Raw genomic sequence first — 24,640 nt, 5'->3', positions numbered from 1 at the left:
GATGGCTACTCTTCCGACACCGGCAATAGCGGAAGCCCAAGGTCCTTCAGAAACGCATTGTGCTTCGCCGTTGACTCTCGAATCTGCTTCTCGATCTCAACCAACTCTTTATGCGTGGCCGACAGATCGATCTCGTTTTCCGTTTCGGCAGTGCTGATGTAGCGGGAGATATTGAGGTTGTAGCCTTCCTTGGCGATCAACTCCATGCCGACGCGCTTAGAGTAGCGATCCTCTTCCGTGCGGAACTGGTAGGTGTCGATAATCTTGGCGATGTGTTCGTCTGTAAGTTGATTCTGGCGCTTGCCTTTCACGAAGTGATCGGCAGCGTTGATGAAGAGCACATCGTCGGGCTTCTTACACTTCTTAAGCACGAGAATGCAGACCGGGATACCGGTGGAATAGAACAAGTTGGCGGGGAGTCCGATCACGGTGTCGATGTGGCCGTCCTTGAGCAGCTTGATACGGATGCGCTCTTCGGCGCCGCCACGGAAGAGCACGCCATGGGGCAGGATGATCGCCATCACGCCTTCATCTTTCAAGAAGTGAAAGCCGTGCAGCAAGAAGGCGAAATCAGCTGCAGATTTGGGAGCCAGTCCATAATTCGTGAACCGTACGTCGTCGCCCATTGCTTCGGTCGGATCCCATCGGTAGCTGAAGGGCGGATTGGCGACGATGGCGTCGAACGTGGGTTTCTTGGCAGGATTCGGCTCGCGCAGAATGTCCCAGTCGTTGTCCAGCGTGTCGCCGTGGTAGATTTCGAATTCGGTGTCCTTCACCCCGTGCAGCAGCATGTTCATGCGGGCGAGGTTATAGGTGGTGATGTTCTTTTCCTGCCCGTAGATCTTGCCGATGCCGTGCGGCCCCATTCGCTTGCGCACGTTGAGCAGCAGAGAGCCGGAACCGCAGGCGAAGTCCAGCACACTGGCAAGGCGGTCTTTCTTGCCCATCCTGGGCTCTTGGCTGTCGAGCGTCACGATCGCGGAGAGAATGTCGGAAATTTGCTGCGGGGTGTAGAACTCGCCCGCCTTCTTGCCAGAGCCGGCCGCAAACTGACCGATGAGATATTCGTAGGCATCGCCCAGGGCATCAACGTCGGCGGAGAATTCCGCCAGCCCTTTGGCGATTTCTGCTATGATTGAACAGAGCTTCCTGTTCTTATCGGCCTGAGTTCTTCCCAATTTTTCCGAGTACAGGTTAATCTCAGAGAACAGGCCAAGAAATGCGCTCTGGAACGATTCGGTTTCGATATACTTGAACCCGTCCTGCAGCGTCATAAGTAAGTCATCGCTCTGGGTGCGGGCCAGATTGGCGATGTTATTCCAGAGATGCTGCGGCTGGATGACGTAGTGCACCTTCCGGCGCATCTGTTTTTCAAATTCCGCGACGTCGTTCGGATTTTCCTGATACCAAGCTTGCAGAGGCGTACCTGCCCCAGTTTTTAGCAGCACGTCAATAGGATAATCGGGATAATCCTTTCCTAACTCCTTCTTCGCCGCCATTTCATAATTGTCCGAAAGATAGCGCAAAAAGAGGAAGGACAGCATGTAGTCACGGAAATCGTCCGCGTTCATTGCGCCGCGCAATTGATCGGCGATATTCCAGAGAGTCTTACCGAGCTGCTTTTGGTTGAGGTCGTTCATAGTGTGTTATTTCGTATCCTCTGGGAATAGAGCCTGATTGAACGGGTGGAGCGAGACGAACTGCTTCAGCACCCTGCGCAAGTGATCCTTGTTCTCCGGCATCATCTCGCGCGGTTCGTACAACGAGTAGTCGCCGTGGCTCATCAGGTCGATCACCCGCTTGTAGACTGTCTGGTTCGGGTCGTCGGCTTCGGGTTTGATGCATTCGTCCCATTTGGCATACCCGAAGAAGCAGGCAGTTTGCTCCATCACCCGGCGCAGCATGTTGAAGTGGTGCGTGTAGAGCGCTCCGGCTTTCTGTGCTTCATGCAATTCAACGAGCGAAGCCAAGTGATACAGGAACGGTGTGCTGTCGGTCTCACGGACCGCAAACGCGTGGCCGCCGGCCTGGCTTTGGCGGGTCAGGAAGTACTTACGAGGTTTCTTCATCTCGTTGCACAGGACGTTGAAGAACAGCACATGGTGCGACGACACGACCACCCGCAACCGGTCAGGCGCGTCCTTCAGCATCTGCGCCAGGTGATGTGCGACCATCACCGCGTTGTTTTCGTCGAGCGACGAGATCGGGTCGTCGATGTAGACGTATTTCACCCACTTGTACGCCTCGGCGCCATCGAGAACGAGTTGCACGATCGCCAGGAAAAAGCACCAGATGAAGATATTCTCTTCGCCACGGGAAACCTTGATGTCGTCCACCGTTGTCGTCGCGCCAGCTGCTTCGACATTGCGCGAAAAACTGACTTCCCACGCAATCGTATCGATCTTGAAGTCGAAATCGGCATAACGATTGAGCAGCGGGCGGATACGGTTGTCCATTTCCAGCTCGCCCAACCCGGCGAAGAAGCGCGAGTCGCTGTTGATCTTCAACACTCGCTCGCGGTCGTTTGCGAGATCGTTGTCCCAGGAAAACAGGTCTTCGGTGAAGGCGTTGAAGTAGAGCGTATCCTGCTCTGTCGTCTCGCCTTCGGCGCTCACCACTTTGCCGAGGTTCTTGAACTCGGTCGAAAGTCGCGTCTTGCCCGTGCCGTTATACGCGTAAATCAGGACGGACTTCTTCGCCTGCAACTCGGTCCGGAGGTGCTGCGCCAGCGAGAGCAGATCGGGGAAGGACGCATCGGGCATAGCTCAGGCGTCCTCCATCGAAGGAAACAACTCCTGCATCAACCCCTTCTTGTGGGCCTTGAGGACTTCGACCTTTTGGGTCTGCACGGCGATGAGGTCGTCGAGGGCGGCGAGGCAGCCGGCAACGCGTCGCTGTTCAAGTGAACTGGGAAGGAACACCTGCAAATTCTTCAAAATTGTCCCGGTTATCAATGGCTGCCCTGAACCAAAGATTAATTTGTTGATGTTTTTGTTCTCCAAATAATAATAGACAAAATCCATATTTACTGATGATTTAAGGCTGATGACCAACGTGTTGTCGGTAACGCCAAATTGGCCCGCCGCTCTGGTCAAATGGCCAGCATTGGCGCCGACTCTCGCAACAAGAATGTGCGGCACATGGTAACTGGCCCGTGCCGTCTTACCGATAACACCGGTCGAACCATATAAGTCGAACTCACCGTCCGCTTTTCGCTGATCGTTGCCAGATGAAATGCTGACACAAAGAGATTCGAGCTGACCGCCACTCCAACTCCCTTGAAATTCGGGGAAGCGTATACGGGGGTTGGTTTCGCCTTCGCGCGGGAAAAGCTGCTGCATCAGCCCATCCTTGTGGGCCTTAAGCACGTCCAATTTTCCCGTCTGGACGACAATCAACTCGTCAACGGAGGTGACGCAGTCGGCGATCTTTTGTTGTTCGGGCTTGGATGGGTAGAATGTTGGATACTCCTTCATCGAGCCAACATCGCCCCGCGGCATCTTCACACCCTTTGCCCCGGTCATCACATAGTTGATGAAAGCATCATTCTTCAACAGACAAGATAAGTATTGCTTTAGCAATGGCTGCTTCGCCCTGATGACAATCACATCGTTCGATGCGCCGCCTTCTTTGTCTGCGACCCAGACCTTCTTCAAGTAGGGCCTAATGTTGGAGACCAAGGTGTCATTGGGTCTGTATCGAGTGACCGAGCCCGTAGTTGGAAGCTTCGAAGCGCAGGTGACTCCACCGAAGTCTGCGAGAATGTTTTCAGTGCTGACGTAGCTCGCTAATGTGATTTGCCCGAGGGGGATTTTCTCGCTCACAAAATCCGCCACTTCTCCGAGTTGGTCCGCGTCCCACCCCTCTGCATCTCGAAACTCCGGGAAGCGCAGCTTGGGCGTCAACGCGGGTTTGGGGTCGTTTGTCATGGCCGTGGTTTTCGCCTTATTGCTCATACGCACTCAGTCCAGAGATGTCGCGCCCCCCCGCACGTTTGGTGAGTAGGGGTAGGAGGTCGGTCATCAGGTCCAGTTCCTTCACGCGGCGGGCTTTCCAATTCAGGCCAAGCGGCTCCATCAGGTCGGTGAGCTCCTCGCCATCGAAGATCATGCGTTGCAGGATGCCGTCCACGAAGGCTTGCAGGGCGGCGGTGGGTAGGCCGTGCTTGCTGGCGATACCGGCCAATTCCGCCGCTTCCTTTTGAGCTTTGAAGCGGGTGTAGCCGTTGCGGATGGCTTTTTCGCTGAGGCCTTCGCCCGCCTTTAGCGTGCCGATGTAGGCGGCGATGTCCTGGCGCTCGTCCATGAACTTGGCGTCGGACTGGATGAGGCCGACGAGTTGCTCGCGGCTCATCTTCTGCTTGCCCGGTGCCTGCTGGGAGAACCGGGCGATGAGGCCCATAATGTAGTCGTAGTCGATGATGGCGGATGCAAAGAGGACGAACTCGAAATCGAGCTGGTCTACCTCCTGACTAGGTTTGTCCGTGCCCTTGCCCTGCTGGGCCTTAAGCCGCTGCGCGGTTTCCAGATAGGCACCGCGGAACCCCTGCAGGCTTTCCTTTGGCAGTATCTTTTCAACGGCGGCGGCGTTCTCCTCGGTGAGATCGGTGTATTGGTCGAGCTGAGTTTTGAGGCGCTGCACTTCCTTGAACCGGTCGACGAAGCCGGCACGGGCGGCGTCGCCCTTGAGATTGGGAACGGCCTTGGGCGCGCAGTCGAGCCCCTGGGACTTCATGAAGTGCTCCAGCTTCTGCACAGCGCTTTCCAGTTTCTGGATGACAACGGGGGCTTTGTCCACCAACCAGATTTCGCGGGCTTTGTCGCCGGTCTTTCCTCCAGAGAACAGGGCGATGGCGGCATCGACGGCTTCCTGCTGCTGGCGGAAATCGAGAACGTTGCCGTAGGGCTTGGTGCCGTTTAGCACGCGGTTCGTGCGCGAGAAGGCCTGGATCAAGCCGTGGTGCTTGAGGTTCTTGTCCACATAGAGCGTGTTCAGGTATTTGGAATCGAAGCCCGTGAGCAGCATGTCCACGACGATGGTAATGTCGATTTTTTGCGCGTGAGGGAAGTCGGCATTGGGCCACTGCTGGTCTTTGATGCGCTTTTGCACGTCCTGATAGTAGAGGTCAAACTCGCCGATGCTGTGATTGGTGCCGTAACGGGTGTTGTAGTCGGCGAGGATGCCCTTGAGGGCTTCCTTCTTCTTCTCCGGCTCGACAGCATTGTCCTCCTGTTCCTGCGGTAGGTCTTCCTGAATCTGCTTCACATCGGGATCGCCCTCGGCGGGAGGAGAGAAGACGCAAGCGATATTCAGCGGCAGGAAATTAGGATCGGCATTTTGTTTTTCTGCCTGCAGCTCGGTGAACAGGCTGTGGTATTCAATGGCGTCATTGATGGACGCGGTGGCGAGCAGGGCATTGAATCTGCGCCCACCGGTCGCGGCGTCGTGCTTGGCGAGGACGGCCTCGATAACAGCCTTTTTCGCGAGCGGCTCGCCTGGCTTGGGCAGCTTCTTGCCCTCCGGCTTAAAGAAATCGACATGGAATCGGAGAACATTTGCGTCCTCGATGGCGTGCGTGATCGTGTACGCGTGGAGCTGCTTCTGGAAGAGCTCGCTGGTCGTCTGAAACGAGGCCTGTTGATCCTCGACCTTCACGCGGCTGGCATTTTGTTCAAATATCGGCGTACCGGTGAAGCCGAACAGCTGGGCCTTGGGGAAGAATTCCTTGATGGCTTTATGATTCTCGCCGAACTGGGAGCGATGGCACTCATCGAAGATGAAGACGATGCGCTTGTCGCGAAGCGGCTCAAGCTGCTCCTTGAAGGTCTGTCTGCCGTCCTTTCTTTGCTGCTTGTTGCGCCTGCTGTTTTCGTCCAGCGCGAGGCCGAGTTTCTGAATGGTGCAGACGATGACCTTGTCGGCGTAGTCGTCTGAGAGGAGACGGCGCACGAGGGAGGCGGTATTGGTGTTTTCCTCGACGCACCCCTCTTGGAATTTGTTGAACTCCTCGCGAGTCTGCCGGTCGAGGTCCTTGCGGTCCACGACAAAGAGGCATTTCTCAATGTCGGGATTGTCCTTGAGGAGGGTTGAGGCCTTGAAGGAGGTGAGTGTCTTGCCGCTGCCTGTGGTATGCCAGATATAGCCGTTGCCGCAATTCTGGTTGATGCAGTCTACAATGGCCTTCACCGCATAGATTTGATACGGCCGCATCATCAGGAGCTTTTGCTCACCGGCGACACTCACCATGTAGCGGCTGATCATCTGGCCAAGTGTGCATTTGACGAGGAATGTCTCGGCAAAGGCGTCGAGGTGCGTGATTTTTTTGTTGTCGACGTCAGCGAATTCATAGACGGGCAGAAAGCGTTCTTCGGCATTGAAGGCGAAATGCCGAGCGTTATTGTTTGCGAAGTAGTAGGTTCGGTCGCGGTTGCTTACGATGAAGATCTGGAGGAAGCAGAGAAGCGTCTTGGTGTAGCCGTTGCCGGGATCGTTCTTGTAGTCGACAATCTGCTCCATCGCCCGCCGGGGACTGATCCCGAGCGTTTTTAGCTCGATTTGAACGACTGGGACGCCGTTGATCAGAAGTATGACGTCGTAGCGATGATGGCTATTGTCTGTATTGATGCGGAGCTGATTGACGACCTCGAATGTGTTCTTACACCAGTCTTTGATGTTCACGAGGGTGTAGTTTAGCGGCGTGCCGTCATCGCGAATGAAGCTGTTTCGCTCGCGAAGTGTTCGGGCGGCGGTGAAGACATCCGGCGTGACGATCTCGTCGATAAGGCGCGCAAACTCGGCGTCGGTGAGGCGAACACTATTGAGCGCTTCGAACTTCTCACGGAAGTTCTTCTCAAGGGTGGAACGGTCGCGAATATCCGGGCGATACTCATATTTGAGGTCGCGCAGCTTTGCGACAAGCGCTTCTTCCAGCTGGCGTTCGGCTGCGATCATCGTCATTGGGAAAACTCATTAACCGTTGGCTGCTTGATGCGCCAAGTGCGCTCCATCAACAGCCGCGCGCCCTTGGCTTTGCCCACTCGCATGCCTCTCCAGCATCAATCCGAATCAATTTTTGCTCAAAATCAGCCAACGGACCTAGCATGGTCAATATCAAACGATTGTGCGCGATCACCATGTCAGTCAATTGCCTGAAGGAACGATCGATTCTTTATTTTATGATTGCCCACGCCCCAAACTGCCCGTCGTGCCAGTTTGTCGCATTCCGTCGGGCAACTCCGGCCTTGTGTCGTCGGGCAAATCAGATCGATCCTCCCCGCCGTCTTCCGCTCACTGAAGGGGCGTTTCGCGATCGTCACGGACCGTGGAGCGGGAGATGCGGTGGCCGGCTGGGGTCGCAGTGCGCGTTTCGCGTGCGGACGAACGAACCTCGGACGGACGGTCAAGCCGTGTGGTCCCGACACCCCGACGCTGGTGTCTTGGTCGGCGACATCCCGATGACGGGGGCAAGCAAGCCCGGTCCCCTGGGAGAGCACGGAGCAGCCGTAAGACCCATCGCGCAGGGAAGGCCGGTTGTTCGGCCAATCCTGTGGTGACTGCCGCCTGCTTTTCTTTCTGCAGGCGGGCCATGGGTGCGGCCTGCACCCGGCCTTCCCTGCGCCCTTCTCTTGGAAGGGCGTGTGCCTGAGAGCAAAGCTCGGACGCGGAAACGCGCCGCGAGGCTGAGGAGCCGCGTCGCGAGGGTCAGAGATTGAGGGTTGAGCGCCGGGAATGGCGCTCCCTAGGGAAGCCGGGAAAGCCATCCAGATCAGAGCGTTAGGGATTTTTTTGGGGCAAAACGGCTTCACTGTTCTGCAAAGGGATTTGGAAGCATGACCCAAACTGGCCCGGCGACTCCTTGATGCGCTCACATGGCCTTGACGAGCGCTAGCAACCGGAAATCCGTAAGCACCGCGTGGCGACGCGGGGCGGCTTCGCGCCGGTAGATCTCGGTGTCGACGATCTAGCGGAAGGTGGCGAAATCGCCGTATTCATCGATCGCCACTTCGTCCCAGCGTTCGCCTTGCGCGCCGACCAGGCTCGCCAGGGCCGGCCCGGAAGAGATCCGCAGGAGCGGCTTGCCAGCCGCGAGACGCCGGAATGCCGGTCGATAGCGTTCGTTCAAGGCTTCTCTGCCGGAGCAAGGCGTGGCGTCGAAGCCGTCCTCATATTGCGCATGAACGCGGTAGCGCAGCAGATTGAGCAAAGCCTCGCCCGCGTCCAATCCGCTCTAGGCGAAGCCGCGCGCGACGGCGGACGCGTGCGCGTGGATGGCTTGCGCCTCGCCCGCCTATTTGGACGCACGTGGCACGCCGTCGGCTTCCTACAAGCTGTCCACGCATGACCCCGTCGGCTTCCACAATCCCGCGAGCGGCCAGATCCTGACCTGGCGCTCGCCGACCGGCGCGGCAAAGGGCTCGTTCGCGTCGCACCGAAGCCCAAGCACGTTTGCGAAGGCGCGCACGCGTCGGCCACATTGATCGCGAACGGGTTTGGCATCAGCTGGTGGCCGGCGTGGCTCTTCCATTAAGGCCGGCGCACCGGCCGATTCGAAGTACTTGCGCCTTGGCGCGCACCGGCGGGGCCTCTATGGATGCTGCGCACCTCCAACCGCCGCCGGCCCCTGCGGACGCAGCGCGTCATCAATCGCATCTGGGGTCCACTGTTCTACGTTGGCAGCAGACTGCCACGTCATCATGACGTTCCACGGCAGCCAGAGATTCTTGTAACGTCCTTAGCCAGACGAACCGGATCGCGAGTGACATCCTTCTGTATTCTGCCCGGATTAAGTTACCGTTCACTTGACAAGGTTGCGATGAGAATGCTGTAGTCCTGCAAACAACCCTCGGTTTTATTGCAACGGCAGCTATCGTTCGCACTTTGAACGGCCACTTGCCCTCGGCATCTCGGTGCGCATCAAACCGGTGACGTTCAATGAGCGACATTGCAGCGATTGCCCAGCTACGCAAAATCAGCGTAGATGTTGTGAACTCAGCCAGTCTGCTCAAGCGGTACGTGTTCTACAAATTCGGCTTACGGGCGCTGGGGTCTCTTACCGCTACGTTCGCGACACTGGTCTTCGTTTTCGACCATGCATCGAGCTACCATTCGCGCCTGATTTCCCTACTTCCCGCGCTGACGAGCTTCTATCTGCTTTTTGTTCTGCTTGGCTTGATCGACGACCTTGCTGATCTTCAAATCGATTCTACAGGATCGGCGCCTCGTGTGGCGCCGAACGCCGTCGGCAAACGACGCCTGTCCCTTTGGGGCGGGCTGACGCTAACATCAGCAAGCATCATAATCCTCAATTTTGATAGTGAAGCTCTTATCGTTGCTCTATGCGCTCTCGGCGCAATGCTTGTCGGAGACCTGGGCTTTAAGAGCAAGATGAGCACCGATACGGCCCCCGGACCTGCCGCTCTCTATCGATGGGTGGGACTTGCGCTCTTCTACGAAGGTGCACCATTCCTCATGTTTCTTTACGTGTACTATGCGTGGAGACATTCGTCCGCCATTTCGCTGACCGTCGCGGCACAGCTCACCATAACCACCATATTTTGGGCCGGCTACGAGTTTTGGAAGTACTCCCGCCACATCACGCGTCCGGACTGGAGTTCGTACGGACTGCCGTGGCAGATCACGCGTCGATATCTTGTCGGTATCCTGGCCATATCCTTCGCTAGCCAGATCATCACATGGCGGATCGCTCTCCTTCCGATCTGGTTTGCCTTGTATGCCTCCGTCCTATGTGGGTCATTTGGAGCTCTTCTGTGGCTCCTTTCGCCCACGTCACAGACCTCTCGCACGGCGACCCTTGGCTACCTCTTTATCGTCGGTATGAACGTCGGATTGCTCGCCGCGACGCTAGAATTCGGAGGCGCGTCCCCGCAATGAGCCTAGAGCGCCTCCACCAAATGCGCTGCACGGAGCGGCTCCTTGCAGCGCGAGAAGCTAGCAGTTTGAGGTCTAACAGCACCCAACCGACGCTTACGTCGATCCAGATCGATCACCGATCGCAATATGGCCTCTTTCTAGGAAGACAGAGTCGCGCGACTGCAACAACCTCGTTATGTTTGCGTAACCTTAGAGTTCGATCCGAAAAATCCGGATTCTCGCGCAAGTTCAACCGATCCTGGAAGGCAGCCCCACGCCCCTTTGTGGCGAAGCTGGTGAGTCAGTAATGACAGCAGTCTATCAAGTCACTCGTAACATCGCCATCCCGACGAGCTATGCTGGAGGCCCCTGGAGCCCTTCTGTTCAGCACGGAGCTGCTCTCGCGGGCCTGGTTACATGGGCGGCCGAGCAGATCCAGGTCTCACCTCCGATGCACATTGTCCGCATCACAATCGAATTCCTACGGCCCGCTCCTATTCGGGCAATGGAGATCAAGACGGACGTGGACCGCGCAGGACGCAAGGCGCACATGGTGACGATCCGCCTGATATCGGACGGAGTTGAACTCGTCCGCGCACGTGTTCTCAGAATGCGATCGGCAGACCTCGGCTTTCCAGCCAACCAGTCGAACATCCCACTAAACGTGTCCGGCCCCGACATGGCGTATGACGACCCAGAGATCAACGAAAATCCCAATCCTTTCTTCAGCGGCGTCTCAATGCGCTTCGCAAGAGAGATTGAGCGCAGACCGGGATATGGCGCGGTATGGCTCCGAATAATTCGCTCCTTTATCGAAGGTGAGCAGATCTCACCAGTGGTGCGCGCGGCTATCGCGGCTGATTTCACCAGCGGTCCATCGGCCATCGTTGACTTCAATTCGTGGAGCTACGCGAACTCTGACCTGTCAATCTTCCTGACTCGGCCACCCGCGGATGACTGGATCTTACTGAATGCCGAAGCCTGGCTGGGAGAGCACGGTACGGCGATCGCGTCGTCTCGATTGGCGGACGCCCGTGGCTATTTCGGCCGCGCGACCCAAACTTGCCTCATCGAACCGCGACAACTCTGAAGCCGCTCGGGACAAGGCACACGTCTTGCAAACGGCTCCACGTTCTCCTCAAAGACACTCGGCCGTACACCCGTTACCTACGTTCAGTGGCCGGCTGTCGCTTCCTCGCCCCAACCAGGTCTGACACTCGGTGCACAAAGGGTGCTTGGCCCCACGCCGCCAGAGCCCATGGTGACCTGACGATTACATGTATCAGCTCCCCGCCGCATTGTAACCTGGTTAACCATCAACGCATGTCGTGCGCGAAACCTAATCGCGATCGTTCCGTGAACGTTAGCTCACCTTCGCAACAGCTGCATCCTCATGCCGTACCGAGGGCGCAATGTAATAAGTCCCTGCGGTTCAACCACCTGCCTTGGATCAAGACGCATACGATAGCGTTGGGCGATCGCTGATAACAACAGCACCGCTTCCGTCAACGCAAAAGCCATACCAATGCAGATTCTCGGTCCGGCTCCGAACGGGATGTACGAGAAACGATGACGTTGGGAGGATCTCTCTGGAGAGAAACGACCGGGATCGAAACGTTCAGGATCGCTCCAAACTGAAGGACGTCGATGCAGCAACCAAGGAACGATGAAAATTGTCGATCCTGCAGGCACTTCACGGCCCATCAAGACGTCAACACCCAAAGCCATTCGGGAGAGCGTATGGGCCGGCGGGAACAGCCTCATGCTCTCATCTATGACCATCCGCGTATAGCGCAAATTGACGATATCATCGAAAGTCGGCGCTCGCCCGCCGAGTGCTGACTGCAGCTCAGAGTGCAGCTCTTCCTCTTGTTCGCGATTCTGGGAGAGGAGATACCAAGCCCATGTAAGCGCAAGAGCCGTTGTCTCGTGTCCCGCCATGAAGATCGTCACAACTTGATTTCGTAGCTCCCGCGGGCTCAGGCCCGCGCCTGTCTGCAAATCACGCGCTTCAATCATTCGTGTAAGCAGATCGTCCGGACGTACGTCACCTCCTCCTATCCGCCTCGCGATCAGTTTGTCGATTGCTTCATAGAGAACCAGGAGGTGCCTCCTGCTTCTTCGTGCTGCAGTGAGCGACCGGGGCGCTCCGAGCAAGTCAAGCAGACTAGGACGAGCCGCCTGCTGATAGCGAGCTATACCTTCGTCCGCCAGGTCCATGATCTCACTCGAGTCCGTTGAGAACATGGACAGGCATATGATCTTCAGCGTTACCGCCTTCATTTCTTCATGAACGTCGACGCAGCCACCCTCTGGTATCGCTTCCCACTTCGCCATCAGCGACTCAGCGGCGTGAATCATGACCGGAGCATAGGAGGGCATGCTGCGCCGATCAAAGGACGACGCCATTATATGTCGATCTCTACGCCACGTTTCACCTTCGCTCGTCAACAGACCACGTCCAAGGCCCGGCTCAAGAATCCTGCGTGCAATCTCGTCCTTTGTATAGTTGCGGGCATTGTCTAACAGGACATGCTTTATCGCAGCGGGGTCATTGACAAGGAACGACCGCCACCACAAGACCTTCCGTTCGATCAAGTCTTGCTCAAGTGCCTCCTGATCGTACGGAGCGATCGCGTTGTCTTGAATTGTCCTGATGAACCTGATCAGCGACAGCGGGGACGCCAGTATCGGCCTGTTGAAGGCGGCACGGCCGGATGCCGATGGATTCAGAGTAACCATAGAGGTCTCCTGAGACTCATACTCACGGAAGAGCATGCAACCCCAACGTCAACCCGCTCGCACCTTAGTAATGCCAGACGGCACCGACATCGCTCGACGACTTCACGACACCGGCCTCATCTCGACATTGGGCGCATTCATGACGGTTCTCCAAGCGATTGCCGAGATCGTTACAAGAAGCGCAGATGCCATCCAGAACGGGCCAGTGTGGCTCCATTCATACATCACCGTACCCAACGCTGGACCGATCACAAACCCAATGCCCTGTGCCGAGCTGAAGAGGCCGGCTGCGCGCCCTTGGGCACCTTCACCAGCGATCAAGCTGATGGCAGCGCCAACGCTTGGAATGAGCAGGCCAAGCCCCAGGCCTAACGCCGCCATTGCGGCAGACTGCAGCCAAAGCGACGAAGCTGGCCAAGTCGCCAGAACTGTTACCGCCAGCGCTCCAACGGCGCCTCCAGCGACTAACATCCACAACGTCGCCTCGATTGCCTTTCGGGTGCGCTTCATCCACGCTCGGGTTATGAACTGGGCGGACAGCATCGCGCTCGCCATCACCACTAACAACACCCCTGTCCACCTCGCGGTCTGCTCCTCAGTCAGAAAGAATACGTCCTGCAACCGAAATCCCATGAGTTGCTGCACGAGCGACGAGCACGAAGCGTAGAACACGGCAATCACGAGGAAGGTGCGTATCGGCCGAGCGCTTACGCCATTCCGCGGTGGCTCGTACCGTCGTCCTGGCGTGCTAGAACGGTTTGGTGCTGTTTCTGAGACGCCAACCAAGGTCAACGCGAGCGGGACAAGATGCAGCGCAGCCGCGCAGTAAAATGGCGCGACCAATCCGAACACCGAGAGAGCAGCCCCGATGGCCGGCCCACATATCATCCCAAGACTGAATGCTGCCCCGATCAACGCGAACGCGGCCGTTCGTCTCTCGGGCTGCGTCGTATCCGCTATAAGGGCCTGAGCTGCGGGAAACATCCCAGCCCAAGATACGCTCAGCGCAAGTCTGAGAAATACAAGACCTGCATATGTTGTATTGGTCGCGATTGACCCGTCAAAGCTGAGCTGAACGACGAGACCGAACAGACCGTTAGCTACGACGCCGCTAATCAGACCGGCCAGAATGAAGGGCTTTCGGCCGAGACGTTCGGTTAGGCCTCCCAGGACGGGCGCACCAATTGTGTAGAACAGCGCGGAGCCCGCGCTGATCAAGGCGATGAGAACATCCGCTATACCGATCTTTCTCCCTATCGGAGGCAGGACCGAAAAGACGAAGGTCTGACCTACGGTCGCCACGACGATCGCCATAAATATGGCAATCTGACTGATGGACGCCTGGCGCGTCGCTTTAGTCCCCGCCATGGCAGCCCCCTCCCAAGGGCTTTGGGACGATGCCTGACTCAAGGCTGATCACGGCAAACGTCGATCTTGCATGTGCTGCTCTCTTGATTTTTCTCGCACACACGTCGTATCATAATACTGTCACGCATAGAGGTTGTGCGCAACAAGAAAACTTGCGGGAGACGCGCCCTCGCGGACGCACTGCTCTTTCCGACCATCTCCCATCGTACCCGGACTATCAATTCAGTGCCGCAGATCAGCTACTGGATGACCAATGCGCGTATCGGTGAAAGTCGAGCGAGATCGTAGTAGACAAGACGGGGCTGACCTTACGCCTTTCACAAACCTGATTCGAACGCTGGCCCAAGCAAAGGTGCAAGCCGGACGAATTTCTCGCTTCAACGCTGACATCTTTGTCGACTTGGTTGACCGGGCGATCGTCGAGGTCGGTAGACAAATCCGTGTGGACCAATGTACCCGGAAGCGGCATCGCGACGATCACGAATAGACCGATTCGGCCGCATCTGCATGTCGCCTTCCGCCCCTCTATGACGGGAGACCGCGTGCCCCACTCCGATCAGCAGGCTGCTTGACGATCGGCCGAGCAGTTTTGCCGGATTGAATGAGATCACGGGCCTGCTCAAGTGGAAACTTTGCATCAAGAAACGCGCCGAGTCTCGCCCAGTCGAACCCCATATTCAGCGTTTGCTGCCATCCGGATGCCGACTCGAATGACGACGGAAACACGCTTCCTTTGGTGTTTTGGCGCATCTCCGAAGCTATGGCGTCCATCCGTCGCAATGCCGATAACGCCGACTGCTTATCTTCGATCCGGAGCGTCCGCTCGAACTCGATTATATGCGCGCGCAGAGCGGGCGGAGCTTGCTTGAGTTCTTCTACGATCCCGTAGACTTCCTCCACCGGAGGAAGAGGGTTGATCCCATATGAGCTCAGCATGGCGAAGCAGGCAAACCGCAACATCCGCTTTACGGATCGTTCGAATACCCGCCATTGAGCGCCGTCCATTGCGCCGAGCGCATCCTCTCGGGCGTTCTCAATCACCATGTTGACGTACAGTAGAGCCATACCCGCGGCCGCGAAGCGCGAAGGAGGCAGAGCGCTCAGCACAATAGATGGCGCATCATCTCCTACAATCAATCCGTCGGGCGACAACACTGGCCATTGGATGTAAGGAGGAAGATTTGTCGTTTTCCTTCGACGAATGACGCCAGCGCCGCGCCAAGCGATTTCGACCAGCCCCAACCCGTGAAACTGGCTGATGACACTTCCTTGCTCTGACCGTCTCTCCCCGCCGTCGATCAGCTCTAACAGGCTTCCTCCAAACCGTAAGGATCGCCAAGTATCTGCCGCTTGTGCGCTCAGCGCAAACAACTCGGTCTTATTGCGCAATAGATGGACGCGTTCCCCAAGCTGCCAAGTTGTAACATGCGCCGCCTTTTCAAGCACGAGATTGCGACCATCAAAGTCCTTACCTGCCAATCCCAATCGACGTAGAATCTCGAACACCCGTTCCAGATAGTCACGTGGCTCCAGTCCCGATCGCGCAAGCGTCTCTAATTCAAGAATACTATTCGTTAGTTCATCACCTGGAGCGGTTCGGGTCAATTGCTCCGAAAGCCACTTTTTGGCAAGATAGCAGTCGCCCTTACGCGCAAGCCAGCTCTTGGCAGCCTCTGTGAGAGCCGATTGCGCCCAACTCACCGCAGATGCTGGAAGTCCCAGCGTATCCATGGCGACCGCACAATGGAGTGAGTCACGCGCCTGTTCGGAAAGCCACGTAGCGATCACGCCGTCCAGTACGCTACGCGGTAGGAAGCGCCGAACACTGGACAAGTAGGCCTCATTTTGCACATCGATCGCGCTCAGAAAGCGCTGGCATCGATCGAGATCCTCTTCGTCCAACTGCCGGATCGATCGCTTTCCACGTCGGGCTGCCTCGGCGACTTTCGCAAGTTGCCTCTTCATTTCCGAGGCGCTTCGCGTGCGGACCTCCACTCGATAGCCGTCGATGAACAGAAGCGTCGGGATCACGGGGAAATCGAACTCCTCGTCGGCAATAACGAGAAAGTCCACGTCCGAGCTCGAGTTCCCCAGACCTTCAGCCAAAGAGCCTTCGAGCGCAATTCCGCACGTGTCGGACACTTCGAACCTGTCCTGAACCGCTCTTAGAAGTCGTCTGATCTGGTCAATACTGAGCACACTTTGCATCGCCACACTTCCGATATTGTCAGCTTAAGGCAAGCCCTTCCGGCGCTCGTACCGTCTCGACCGGGTTTGAGTTTACGAGAATCGTCCCCCGGACCCCATCGACGTCCAGCCTCGCACCGGTCCTAATCAATCGCGTCAGGTCTTTGACCTGGATGATTGTCGGGATATTCAGCTCTCTCGCGACGATCGCAACGTGCGTCAATGGACTTCCCCGCTCGATGAGAAGGGCGACAGCACTCGGCAGCACGGCGCACCATCCGGGATCCGTTCGGTACGTTACGAGTATTTTTCCTGGAACGTTGAGCGGCTCGGTGATGACCGCCGCAAATCCCGAGACCCGTCCGCCGCCACAGGGCGTTCCCTTCAACTCGGTTCCTGGATCGGCCGCGATTACGTCGACCTCCTCGGGTCTACACCACCCGCTCTGGGCATAATCGCACGCGGCCAAATAGCCGTCCGATACGAATCTAGGCGGTGCATCCAGCTGCTTGAATACGGCGATCTGGGCACTGCGATGCTCGATCAGACGGACGATATCCCCATGGGTCAGCACACCGTCTCCCCAGTCTCGCAGCTCTTCAAGCCTGACCATGAAAATATCTTCCGGCCGCATAAGCAGATGGCGATCGGCGAGATCTTTGCCGATTGCCTTGACCATTCGCCTTACGGATCCGAATGCTCGCGTACGGCAGAACCTCACTCGCTCCCGGGCAGCAAGGCACGATGTAGCCTTGTTCGCAACAATACGAATGATCCATCGCTTCCAAGGCCACAAGCTTGCCAGCGCGTGCTCGATACTCCCATGCGCATCCTCCGCCTGCCGCATCGTCGTCTCCGCAAGATGCGCCCGCAACATTGCGAAAAAGGCAGCCGGCCTCTCTCTCAGATCCGGCTCCTCTAGTTTCAGTTCGTTGAGGCTGCGATCTCCGAATTCGGCGATGTACTTGTCGATCTCATTGACGAGCCGCTGCATGTTTGGATCGTCGCTCGACCGCAGTCGATGATCGACCTCGCGCTCGTCGCCTTGGAGAATGTCGGCAGCCAACGCCGGTGTTTGCCGGATCTGCTGAGCTAGCTCCGTGAGGCGTTGTACTGGTAGGATGGAGTCCAGTGTCTCTGCTGGACGCAGGAGATCGAAGAGAAGACGCTGTCCGCCATTCGGAAGCCACCGCTTCAGGAGCACCGTGAGTATGCCAATTGCTAACCCAATGCTTTGCTCAAGCAGGATCATGCGACCCCACTGAGAGAGCAAGATGATCCGTACCTTGCAAAATTCCCTATGTATGCACTCCGCGCTCATCTCGTTCAGCGGTAAGTTCGCCACTGCCGAATGATGGCGATGAAACTCGGCGACAAAGGACCTGACCTGTCGTGCTATCGTTGTAAAATGCCAGCCGAAACGCGCGGCGCTCTGGATGCGAATCAGTACATGCCGCCAGCCGCGCACCTCCGAGAGCGGATCCAGCCGAAGCGCGACGCTCTCAGGGAGCGGAGTCTCTACCCCGATCGCGAGATCGAGCATGCGACGATTCAGACTGTAAAACGGAACTAGCCTGACAATTCTGTACCAGTTCAAGAGATCATAATAGACACGCCCGTTATGATAGCCCAGCATATGCCGCAACCACTCGTTCATCCGTACGAGTTGCACTCGCGGCACCCCGAGCAACCTGGCGTATTCAAGGTAGATCTGTTGATAGACGTCCCGGGCAAAGCTGAACGTCAACGGTGAGGTGACGCCGCTAAAGTTCTCGATGATGTTGGAATTCTCCCATATGCGGGCGCCGAATCCGTTTCTTCGCCCGAGGCCAACCGTCGTAATCGGGCGCGATTGCAGGAGATGAACCACCCCTCCTGCGACACTCCACTCGAGGTCCTGAGGGCATCCATATAGATTTTCCGCGGCTGCCCCCAATTCAGCAATGGATGCGACCAGCTCATCGCTCAAACACACACATCCATTGCTTCCGGTTGCTGTTAAGCTTGTGATCACCCCCGATCCTTCTGCCGCAAGGATGACCTTCTCTGCCTTTTCACCAATGGTTGTGGACTTGGTGACGTAATTTCCCTTATCGACCACAAATGTATCGGCATCAATTTTCCCGGATACAAGTCCCTCTCCCAATCCGAGAACAGCGCTGATGACGATCTCGTCAGTCGATCCAGTCGACGGATTTGCCGTGAATGCTACTCCGCTGACGTCGGCATCGATCATTCTCTGGATAATGACGGCCATTGGTCGACCGATCAACTGGAGTCCGAGCGCCCGACGATAGGAAAGAGCCCGGCCCGAGTAGTTAGAGGCCCAACAGCGCTTAACCGCGATGTAAACCTCGTCGAGCCCCTTTACGTTGAGAAATGACTCGTACTGACCGGCGTGCGAATGCGTCAATCCATCCTCGTCCGCCCCCGATGATCGCACCGCGACGGCATGTGTACCGACGTCCTCGTAGGCGGATTGGACCACCCTCGCGATCGCGGGATCCCAGTCCGCAGCCTCGATAAGCTCCTGAATTTTTCTGGAGCGGACGTTCAGATCGTCGCCCTCTGCAGTGCTCAGGATCCGCTCGATCGACTTAGCGAGACCGCTCGATGTGGCGACGCTCTCCCAGACGGAGGATGGCACGATAGCCCAGCGCGGGACATTGAACCCCGCCATGGTGAGCTTGTGGAGGCTTCGTCCCTTACCTCCAGCAAGCGCATCTATTGACTCGTATCGGCTAAGCCGGTTCAGAACTTCACACACCATACGATGATTCCGCTGTTCATGCCGAGAGCCGAAGGACAGCCCTACATTTGGTAGACAGTTTCTATCGCCGCCAGGCTCGCCTCGTCTATCCGTCAGGCCCTTCTATGGGGAGGAAGATCTGGTCAGAAACCACCTGCGTCGCTCTCATACTTAGAGCGATTGAGCGATATCCTGGGCAACTCAACACCTGCTGCAGAGCAATCTCGACTGCAGATTCGACGCATACCTTCGACGTGTCGATTGCGACACGATTTGCGTGTCGGCGGAAGAGAACCCGATAAGCAGCAAGGAAACGGTAGTGCGATTCAATTGCGCGGCTGTCGATCCGCGAGGGACGCCTGCGCAGCGACATGCGCATCGTACGCGTTGGCCGGTCGGCCGTTACTAGGATCGCGAGATCGAATCCCGGAAAAAGTCTTGAAGCCCGCGCTGCCAATCGGGCCACCCAGCTCAACCGTCTTGCCAATCCGTATGCGATGCTACGATCAACATATCCCTCGGTTATGAAGATTGTCCCAGCTGGTGCATCTCTCAGTCGGAACCAGTCGAATAGCGCGTTTGCGATATATGCTGCGTTGAGAAGCGCACTATCCGGATGGTTGTTCGGGTTGAACTTGGTCAGAAGCCCCGGTGTCGCGCCTGGATTGATCCGTCCCTTTGCAGCGACGACCTTCCATCCGCGCTCTTCGAGCTCCTCCTTGAGCCGCTGCGCCAAGGTCGTCTTTCCGCTCAGGTCGGGACCGTCGATTAGCAGTCGAAGGCCCCATCGCGAGTGGTCAACCACTGTATCCCGCTCCGCGCGAGGTCTGCCGTTGACATCATTGGTTGACTGGATGCTCAATGTCTACTCCGCCACAGCTGCTTCTGAGGCATTGAGAAATCCTACGCTCATACAGTGATTCAGCACCTTCCTGAGGAACGGCTTGACGGCGGGAGGTCGATGACCCCCCATGAGTTGCCGCGTATTCTCGTAAGAGAACTCGAGCTGTCTGACGAAATAGGATTCGTAGACACTCACGAGCCGTCGATAGTACCGCTGCTCCACGGGCGGTAGAGCATCCAACACGAAGCTCTCCGGCGGAACGAACCGCGGTATCCGGAGCGATGGATATTCAGCAATTACGTCGCTGAAGTCCTGGAGGGTCAACGGCTGACGGCCGACAGCATGAAACGTCAATCCATAGGACCGCTCGGGTGCAGCAAGGATCCCGGTGATGATGTCGCAAACATAATCCCATGGAACCAGATCCAGCGTTGCAGCCGGCTGGCCGGGAATTGTGGTGACCTTTCCACTGGTCAGTACCTTTAGCGCCGGATAGATGTTCTTGAACTCGCGGATATGCCCATCGTTAGAGGCCCCAACAACAATGCTTGGGCGGACGATGATGCTGGGAAGACCGCTGAGCGCTTCGGCACGGACGTATGATTCGGCTAAGAACTTGCTCTTTTCGTACGCATTTCCGAACCGTTGGGGCAGATGCAACTTGTCTTCCGACACTTTCCCCCTCAGGAAGCCGCACACATAGGCTGTACTGACATACAGGACGGGGATCTTCCTCCCTCCTGTCGCCATGCGGAGTATCTGTTGCGTTCCCCCTACGTTGACTCGTTCATATGCTGCGGGCGGTTGGCCGAATTCCGTGATGGCCGCAGCATGAACGATCAGATCCGTCTGCTCTGCCAGCTGCCGATATACGTCGTCGCTCACTCCCAATGAAGGTTCCGCAACATCGCCCCGGAGAAGGCGGATCGCGTCGCGGTCATAGCCATCGACGTAGCTATGAGCAAATGGTTCGCTTGGCCCCGAGAACAGATGATGGGCGTCGCGCCTGCTCAGACCGACCACGGTATGCCCCTGTAAGCACAGACGTTTGGCGAGCTCAGCGCCGATCAAACCAGTGACCCCGGTGAGGAGAACTCTCATAATCGTGGACCACCTTCGATGGACTGACAGTATCTCTCGATTAGTTGCGCTACCTGAACGTTGTTGAGGCGTTGTCCGGCAAAGGAATACCGGTTCTCGCTACGCGGCGCTTTATGGTAGACGTTCGAATAGCTTCTGGTTGGTGGCGCCGTGACTACTAGCGTTCCCGCGATCGCTCCGTCGCGGCCAAATACTTGATGCGGCTGGGTTGGCGCTAGCGTGTGACTGCATCCCGCCTGCAGGATACACTCCGACGCGAGGCCAAGCATGGCTGGCCCGGCAGGCTCGACAAGCTTCACTCCATCGGCCGACGCGTCGTGATATCGGTACTTACACCATTGCTCCGGTTCCGGATTTGTCGTCGACCGGTGCTCGGCGAAATTTCGGATCCTCAGAGAGCCGGACAAGAGCCTGGAATAAAAGGACCATCGATGATCATGGGGAGAGTCATCATACGCGCGAATACCGGACCACCAGATATGCAACCGGATGGAGAAGCCGCTCTTGGATGATCGATAGAGCCCCAGTTTTGTAAATCCATGGGCGTGCTGGTGCGAGTTTCCTCGGGCGAGCCTGTCTTCTCTGATCGCCTGCGCGATCGCGCCCAGGAGATCCGTAAGCCGCCCTGCTCGATCTGAGGCGTCTGAGATGGCCGCCTCGAGAGCATCGTATTCAGCTGGACCGATAGAATCCTTCCCCCCCGAGAAGACCCTTTCCACCGCCTCGGTAAGCGCGCCAAAACTCCCGCACCCTACCGCATCCGCGCTGTGCAGCTGCATCACGGCACCTCGTGTTTACTCGCATTTTATGCGAGTGATTATTTTTGCTCGCTCAATCTTAGGGTGTCAAGCGATTTTGAATGTCGTCAGCTTTCGCGGCCGAAACCGACGACCGATTGGTCCTGCGCAATTACATTGCTTGTTGTGACCTGCACCACATCAAACGCGGCATGGAGCATGTCTGGAGGGAAGGTCACCCGGAGGCGCCGCGCGCCGCTTTCGGCAAAGCCGTTATGTGCGTCCTTCACAAACGAGGAAAGCATCGTCCGCGGCGGACTCGTCATGGGCGATACCGCAGAACATCACGATCGTTTGAGGTAGGATTGCCGGTTCAGTCTTTGAAAGGAAGATGCACAAAATACTTGCCTGTCCTGCCGAAGGATCCCCCGCACCGGCAGCAGCTGGCGATCGAAGCATCTGAGCTTGCAGCCACAGCCTTCACTTCATTTGGCAACGGGCCATTTCTTCCGCCAGCTGCAAGATGACAGACTTGAGTCTCCTATCTTTCAAGCTGGAATATGCCTCAACCAAGCGCAGAAGATGAGGATCCGTCAGCTGATTGACCACTTGCTGCGGCTTCTTCGATTCATTCCCGTTGAATTCGGTGAAGAACGTTTCGACCGACACCTTGAACAACTTCGCAAGCTTAAACAACTGACTGGCGCTGATACGACTCGTGCCTGTCTCGTATTTTTGTACTTGCTGAAATGTCAGCTTGAGATGGTGCGCGACATCATTCTGGGACATCTTGTTGCGCAGTCTCAGATTGCGGAGTCGGATGCCGACCGCGACGTCAACATCCCTGCCGTCATCCCTTTCCATTCTGCGTGTCCCTTCACCCAGCTCTCGTGGCAAGTATTGTACGAAAATGCATCAGTAAGTCTCGCTACTAGGTCAGTCGCCGCACGGCAATAACACCATCTCCTCCTCGCTTAAAGGAGAGTCGATCGCAAGCCGAGGCCCCTCCCCCCTGAACCAGTCCGGGTCGGGAGACTTTTCGAACCGTCCAAGATTGTCTCCTCATGGTCTCTCCTAGGTTGCTGGCGTCGGCAATCATTGCCATCAAGGCGCTATCCGATAGCTTCAATTACAAAGCGAGCTAGTGCTGCCTTACGCGAACTGTGCTCAAGCTGCCCTTGCCCTCAAGGTTCATCCAGGACTGGGTGTGTTCGAGCGGTTGGAAATGCCCCATCCGGGCGGCGGGAGCTGGCGCGGAGCCTTCGATACCGCGTAGCGCGCGTCCGGCGACCACCGGACTAAGAATCCGTTTGGGAAACGACGGGATCGTTGTTCTGCAAGGCCTTCCACGACCGTTACCCAAACGGCACGTTAGATGCACTCTTAGGGGGACCCGACTGCATGTCCTTGATATGTTCTCATATGCATGGACGACGGCCCCGCCAGCTGGCGTATGCCGACACGGAAACAGATGGAGCATATGGCCCGCCGCGTTGGCAGGGAGGGCCTTCCCGTGCGCGGGCTGGCTCCGGGAGACGATTTGCCTGACGAATACTGGCAAGCCCTCCTGGAGGCCGCGGGCGCCGACGGCGGACAAGCCGGCCCCGGCACCTCCGAGCGGTTACTGCGGCTCAGTCAGGGTGCCCGGCCACGTGCTGCGGGTTGACTGCCAGCGGTGCGGCCGGATCATCGAGATTCAAATGGCCGATGCCCTCCGCCTTTACGGTGCGGAGGCGGTCTGGCGGGGGGTCCGGCAACGCCTCCTGGACGACACCTGCACCCATAGGACTGGGCGCTACGAAGAGAACGGCTGTTGGCCGTCGTTCCACTGACCACGTCCAAATGGCGCCTAAACGTCACCCGGCGCCGCTCTGTGGAGGCGACCGAAAGGCGCTGCAGAAGGAGCTCGGCCGGGCCCGGGCTTTGACGACCATCCTCGCCGAGCAGGCCGCCGACGCGCGGGCCGAGGGCGAGGCGCTGATCCGGAAAGCCGACAAGCTTCTCTGCGAAAGCTGGAACGAACGCATGTGGGCCAACGGCGGCCCGGTCGACCCGTCGCCGGCGATCGACCAGGCGATCAGCGGCGGTTACCCGTGGCTGAAGATTGAGTGCTCCCGGTGTAAGGCGCGGCGGGACGTCGACCTGACCGCCCTTCATCATCCGCCGACCACTTTCGTCCACGACCTAGCCGGCCGGCTCCGGTGCAGCCGGTGTGCAGCGGCCAATCGCCGGCCGCCGGCGATACTGTTACAGTTGGCGCAGCGCCCTCGCCAGGCCGCTCCGGAGACCTGACGATGTGCAACCTATACTCGATGACCAAGAACGCCGACGCGATACGGCGGCTTTTTGGGGTGCCGCAGGGGAACGACCGAACCGGCAATCTGCCGTCCATGCCCGGCATCTTTCCCGACTATCCGGCGCCGATCGTCCGCAGCTCGACCGCCGGCCTCGAGCTCGCAATGGCTCGCTGGGGCATGCCCTCGTCGGCCAAGGCGCTCATGGACGCGACGAAGAAGCGCGCCGAGAAACTCGAGGCCAAGGGCAACGCCGTCGACTTCAAGGAGCTACTGCGCCTGGAGCCGGACAGCGGGACGACCAACATCAGGAACGTCACCAGCGCGCACTGGAAGCGCTGGCTTAGCCTAGAGAATCGGTGCCTGGTGCCGTTCACCAGCTTTTCCGAGTACGACACCATCGACGGCAAGAAGGTGCCGGTGTGGTTCGCCACGGACGAGACCCGGCCCATGCTGGCGTTCGCCGGCCTTTGGACGAACTGGACGTCGGTTCGCAAAGCTAAGGAAGGCGAGGTCACGATCGACGTCTACGGCTTCCTCACCTGCCAGCCGAACGCCGAGGTCGCCGCCGTCCATCCGAAGGCGATGCCCGTGATCCTGACTACGGCAGAGGAATACGACGTTTGGATGCGCGCGCCATGGGACGAGGCCAAGGCGCTGCAGCGGCCCCTTCCGGACGGCGCGCTTCGAATCGTTGCTCGCGGCCTCAAGGAGGACACCGGCGGCGGAGCGTAGGCGTTTGTCGACA

General features: G+C 57.6%; 17 protein-coding genes and 1 pseudogene. 5 read left to right on the top strand and 13 right to left on the bottom strand.

Annotated elements, in window-relative coordinates; genetic code table 11:
• Window positions 1–5 precede the first annotated feature (5 nt).
• From QXZ94_RS31150 to QXZ94_RS31130, 5 genes are all read right to left on the bottom strand, one after another.
• Complete coding sequence (locus QXZ94_RS31150) at window positions 6–1,640, bottom strand: type I restriction-modification system subunit M (protein WP_315724878.1); 1,635 nt, start codon at window positions 1,638–1,640, stop codon at window positions 6–8.
• Between the two features lie 6 nt (window positions 1,641–1,646).
• The gene (locus tag QXZ94_RS31145; protein ID WP_315724876.1) at window positions 1,647–2,762 is read right to left on the bottom strand and encodes an AAA family ATPase; all 1,116 of its coding nucleotides are present in this window, start codon (window positions 2,760–2,762) and stop codon (window positions 1,647–1,649) included.
• 3 nt (window positions 2,763–2,765) lie between these two features.
• Window positions 2,766–3,956 carry a restriction endonuclease subunit S gene (locus QXZ94_RS31140; protein WP_315724874.1) on the bottom strand — a complete coding sequence of 397 codons (1,191 nt, stop codon included), beginning with the start codon at window positions 3,954–3,956 and terminating at the stop codon, window positions 2,766–2,768.
• Window positions 3,946–6,957 (bottom strand): type I restriction endonuclease subunit R, encoded by a 3,012-nt coding sequence (locus QXZ94_RS31135; RefSeq protein WP_315724872.1) that lies wholly within the window; start codon window positions 6,955–6,957, stop codon window positions 3,946–3,948. Before QXZ94_RS31135 ends, QXZ94_RS31140 begins: the two co-directional genes overlap by 11 nt.
• A gap of 1,003 nt (window positions 6,958–7,960) precedes the next feature.
• Complete coding sequence (locus QXZ94_RS31130) at window positions 7,961–8,203, bottom strand: hypothetical protein (protein ID WP_315724870.1); 243 nt, start codon at window positions 8,201–8,203, stop codon at window positions 7,961–7,963.
• Between the two features lie 728 nt (window positions 8,204–8,931).
• Here QXZ94_RS31130 and QXZ94_RS31125 point away from each other — a divergent pair.
• Both QXZ94_RS31125 and QXZ94_RS31120 read left to right on the top strand, forming a co-directional pair.
• Window positions 8,932–9,891 (top strand): hypothetical protein, encoded by a 960-nt coding sequence (locus QXZ94_RS31125; protein ID WP_315724868.1) that lies wholly within the window; start codon window positions 8,932–8,934, stop codon window positions 9,889–9,891.
• 286 nt (window positions 9,892–10,177) lie between these two features.
• Window positions 10,178–10,960: a thioesterase family protein gene (locus QXZ94_RS31120; RefSeq protein ID WP_315724865.1), complete on the top strand. Its 783-nt coding sequence runs from the start codon at window positions 10,178–10,180 to the stop codon at window positions 10,958–10,960.
• Between the two features lie 278 nt (window positions 10,961–11,238).
• Here QXZ94_RS31120 and QXZ94_RS31115 read toward each other — a convergent pair whose 3' ends face one another.
• The 8 genes from QXZ94_RS31115 to QXZ94_RS31080 all read right to left on the bottom strand — a co-directional run bounded on the left by QXZ94_RS31115 (window position 11,239) and on the right by QXZ94_RS31080 (window position 22,462).
• Window positions 11,239–12,612 (bottom strand): cytochrome P450, encoded by a 1,374-nt coding sequence (locus tag QXZ94_RS31115; protein ID WP_315724863.1) that lies wholly within the window; start codon window positions 12,610–12,612, stop codon window positions 11,239–11,241.
• Window positions 12,613–12,714: 102 nt separating this feature from the next.
• On the bottom strand, window positions 12,715–13,980 hold the full coding sequence (locus tag QXZ94_RS31110) for an MFS transporter (RefSeq protein ID WP_315724861.1): 1,266 nt from the start codon (window positions 13,978–13,980) through the stop codon (window positions 12,715–12,717).
• A gap of 525 nt (window positions 13,981–14,505) precedes the next feature.
• Window positions 14,506–16,188, bottom strand: coding sequence for a nucleotidyltransferase domain-containing protein (locus QXZ94_RS31105; RefSeq protein ID WP_315724859.1), 1,683 nt, complete (start codon window positions 16,186–16,188; stop codon window positions 14,506–14,508).
• Window positions 16,189–16,207: 19 nt separating this feature from the next.
• Window positions 16,208–18,937 carry a phosphoenolpyruvate synthase gene (locus tag QXZ94_RS31100; RefSeq protein ID WP_315724857.1) on the bottom strand — a complete coding sequence of 910 codons (2,730 nt, stop codon included), beginning with the start codon at window positions 18,935–18,937 and terminating at the stop codon, window positions 16,208–16,210.
• An 85-nt stretch (window positions 18,938–19,022) separates the two neighbouring features.
• Window positions 19,023–19,778, bottom strand: coding sequence for a hypothetical protein (locus QXZ94_RS31095; RefSeq protein WP_315724855.1), 756 nt, complete (start codon window positions 19,776–19,778; stop codon window positions 19,023–19,025).
• Between the two features lie 3 nt (window positions 19,779–19,781).
• Window positions 19,782–20,861 (bottom strand): SDR family oxidoreductase, encoded by a 1,080-nt coding sequence (locus tag QXZ94_RS31090; RefSeq protein WP_315724853.1) that lies wholly within the window; start codon window positions 20,859–20,861, stop codon window positions 19,782–19,784.
• A gap of 865 nt (window positions 20,862–21,726) precedes the next feature.
• Window positions 21,727–21,924, bottom strand: coding sequence for a hypothetical protein (locus QXZ94_RS31085; RefSeq protein ID WP_315724851.1), 198 nt, complete (start codon window positions 21,922–21,924; stop codon window positions 21,727–21,729).
• A 154-nt stretch (window positions 21,925–22,078) separates the two neighbouring features.
• A complete protein-coding gene (locus tag QXZ94_RS31080) occupies window positions 22,079–22,462 on the bottom strand; it encodes a helix-turn-helix transcriptional regulator (RefSeq protein WP_315724849.1) in 384 nt (127 codons plus the stop codon).
• Between the two features lie 562 nt (window positions 22,463–23,024).
• Between QXZ94_RS31080 and QXZ94_RS31075 the strand changes: the two are divergent.
• The 3 genes and pseudogenes from QXZ94_RS31075 to QXZ94_RS31065 all read left to right on the top strand — a co-directional run bounded on the left by QXZ94_RS31075 (window position 23,025) and on the right by QXZ94_RS31065 (window position 24,627).
• Window positions 23,025–23,430: pseudogene (locus QXZ94_RS31075) on the top strand (hypothetical protein).
• A gap of 10 nt (window positions 23,431–23,440) precedes the next feature.
• The gene (locus QXZ94_RS31070) at window positions 23,441–23,890 is read left to right on the top strand and encodes a hypothetical protein (protein ID WP_315724847.1); all 450 of its coding nucleotides are present in this window, start codon (window positions 23,441–23,443) and stop codon (window positions 23,888–23,890) included.
• Between the two features lie 2 nt (window positions 23,891–23,892).
• Window positions 23,893–24,627 carry an SOS response-associated peptidase gene (locus tag QXZ94_RS31065; RefSeq protein WP_315724845.1) on the top strand — a complete coding sequence of 245 codons (735 nt, stop codon included), beginning with the start codon at window positions 23,893–23,895 and terminating at the stop codon, window positions 24,625–24,627.
• Window positions 24,628–24,640 lie beyond the last annotated feature (13 nt).

It is taken from the genome of Bradyrhizobium sp. SZCCHNS2022, assembly GCF_032377575.1.
Taxonomy (GTDB): domain Bacteria; phylum Pseudomonadota; class Alphaproteobacteria; order Rhizobiales; family Xanthobacteraceae; genus Bradyrhizobium; species Bradyrhizobium aeschynomenes.
The sequence above is the reverse complement of the archived record's forward strand: the minus strand, read 5'-3'. Positions and strand labels throughout refer to the sequence as shown.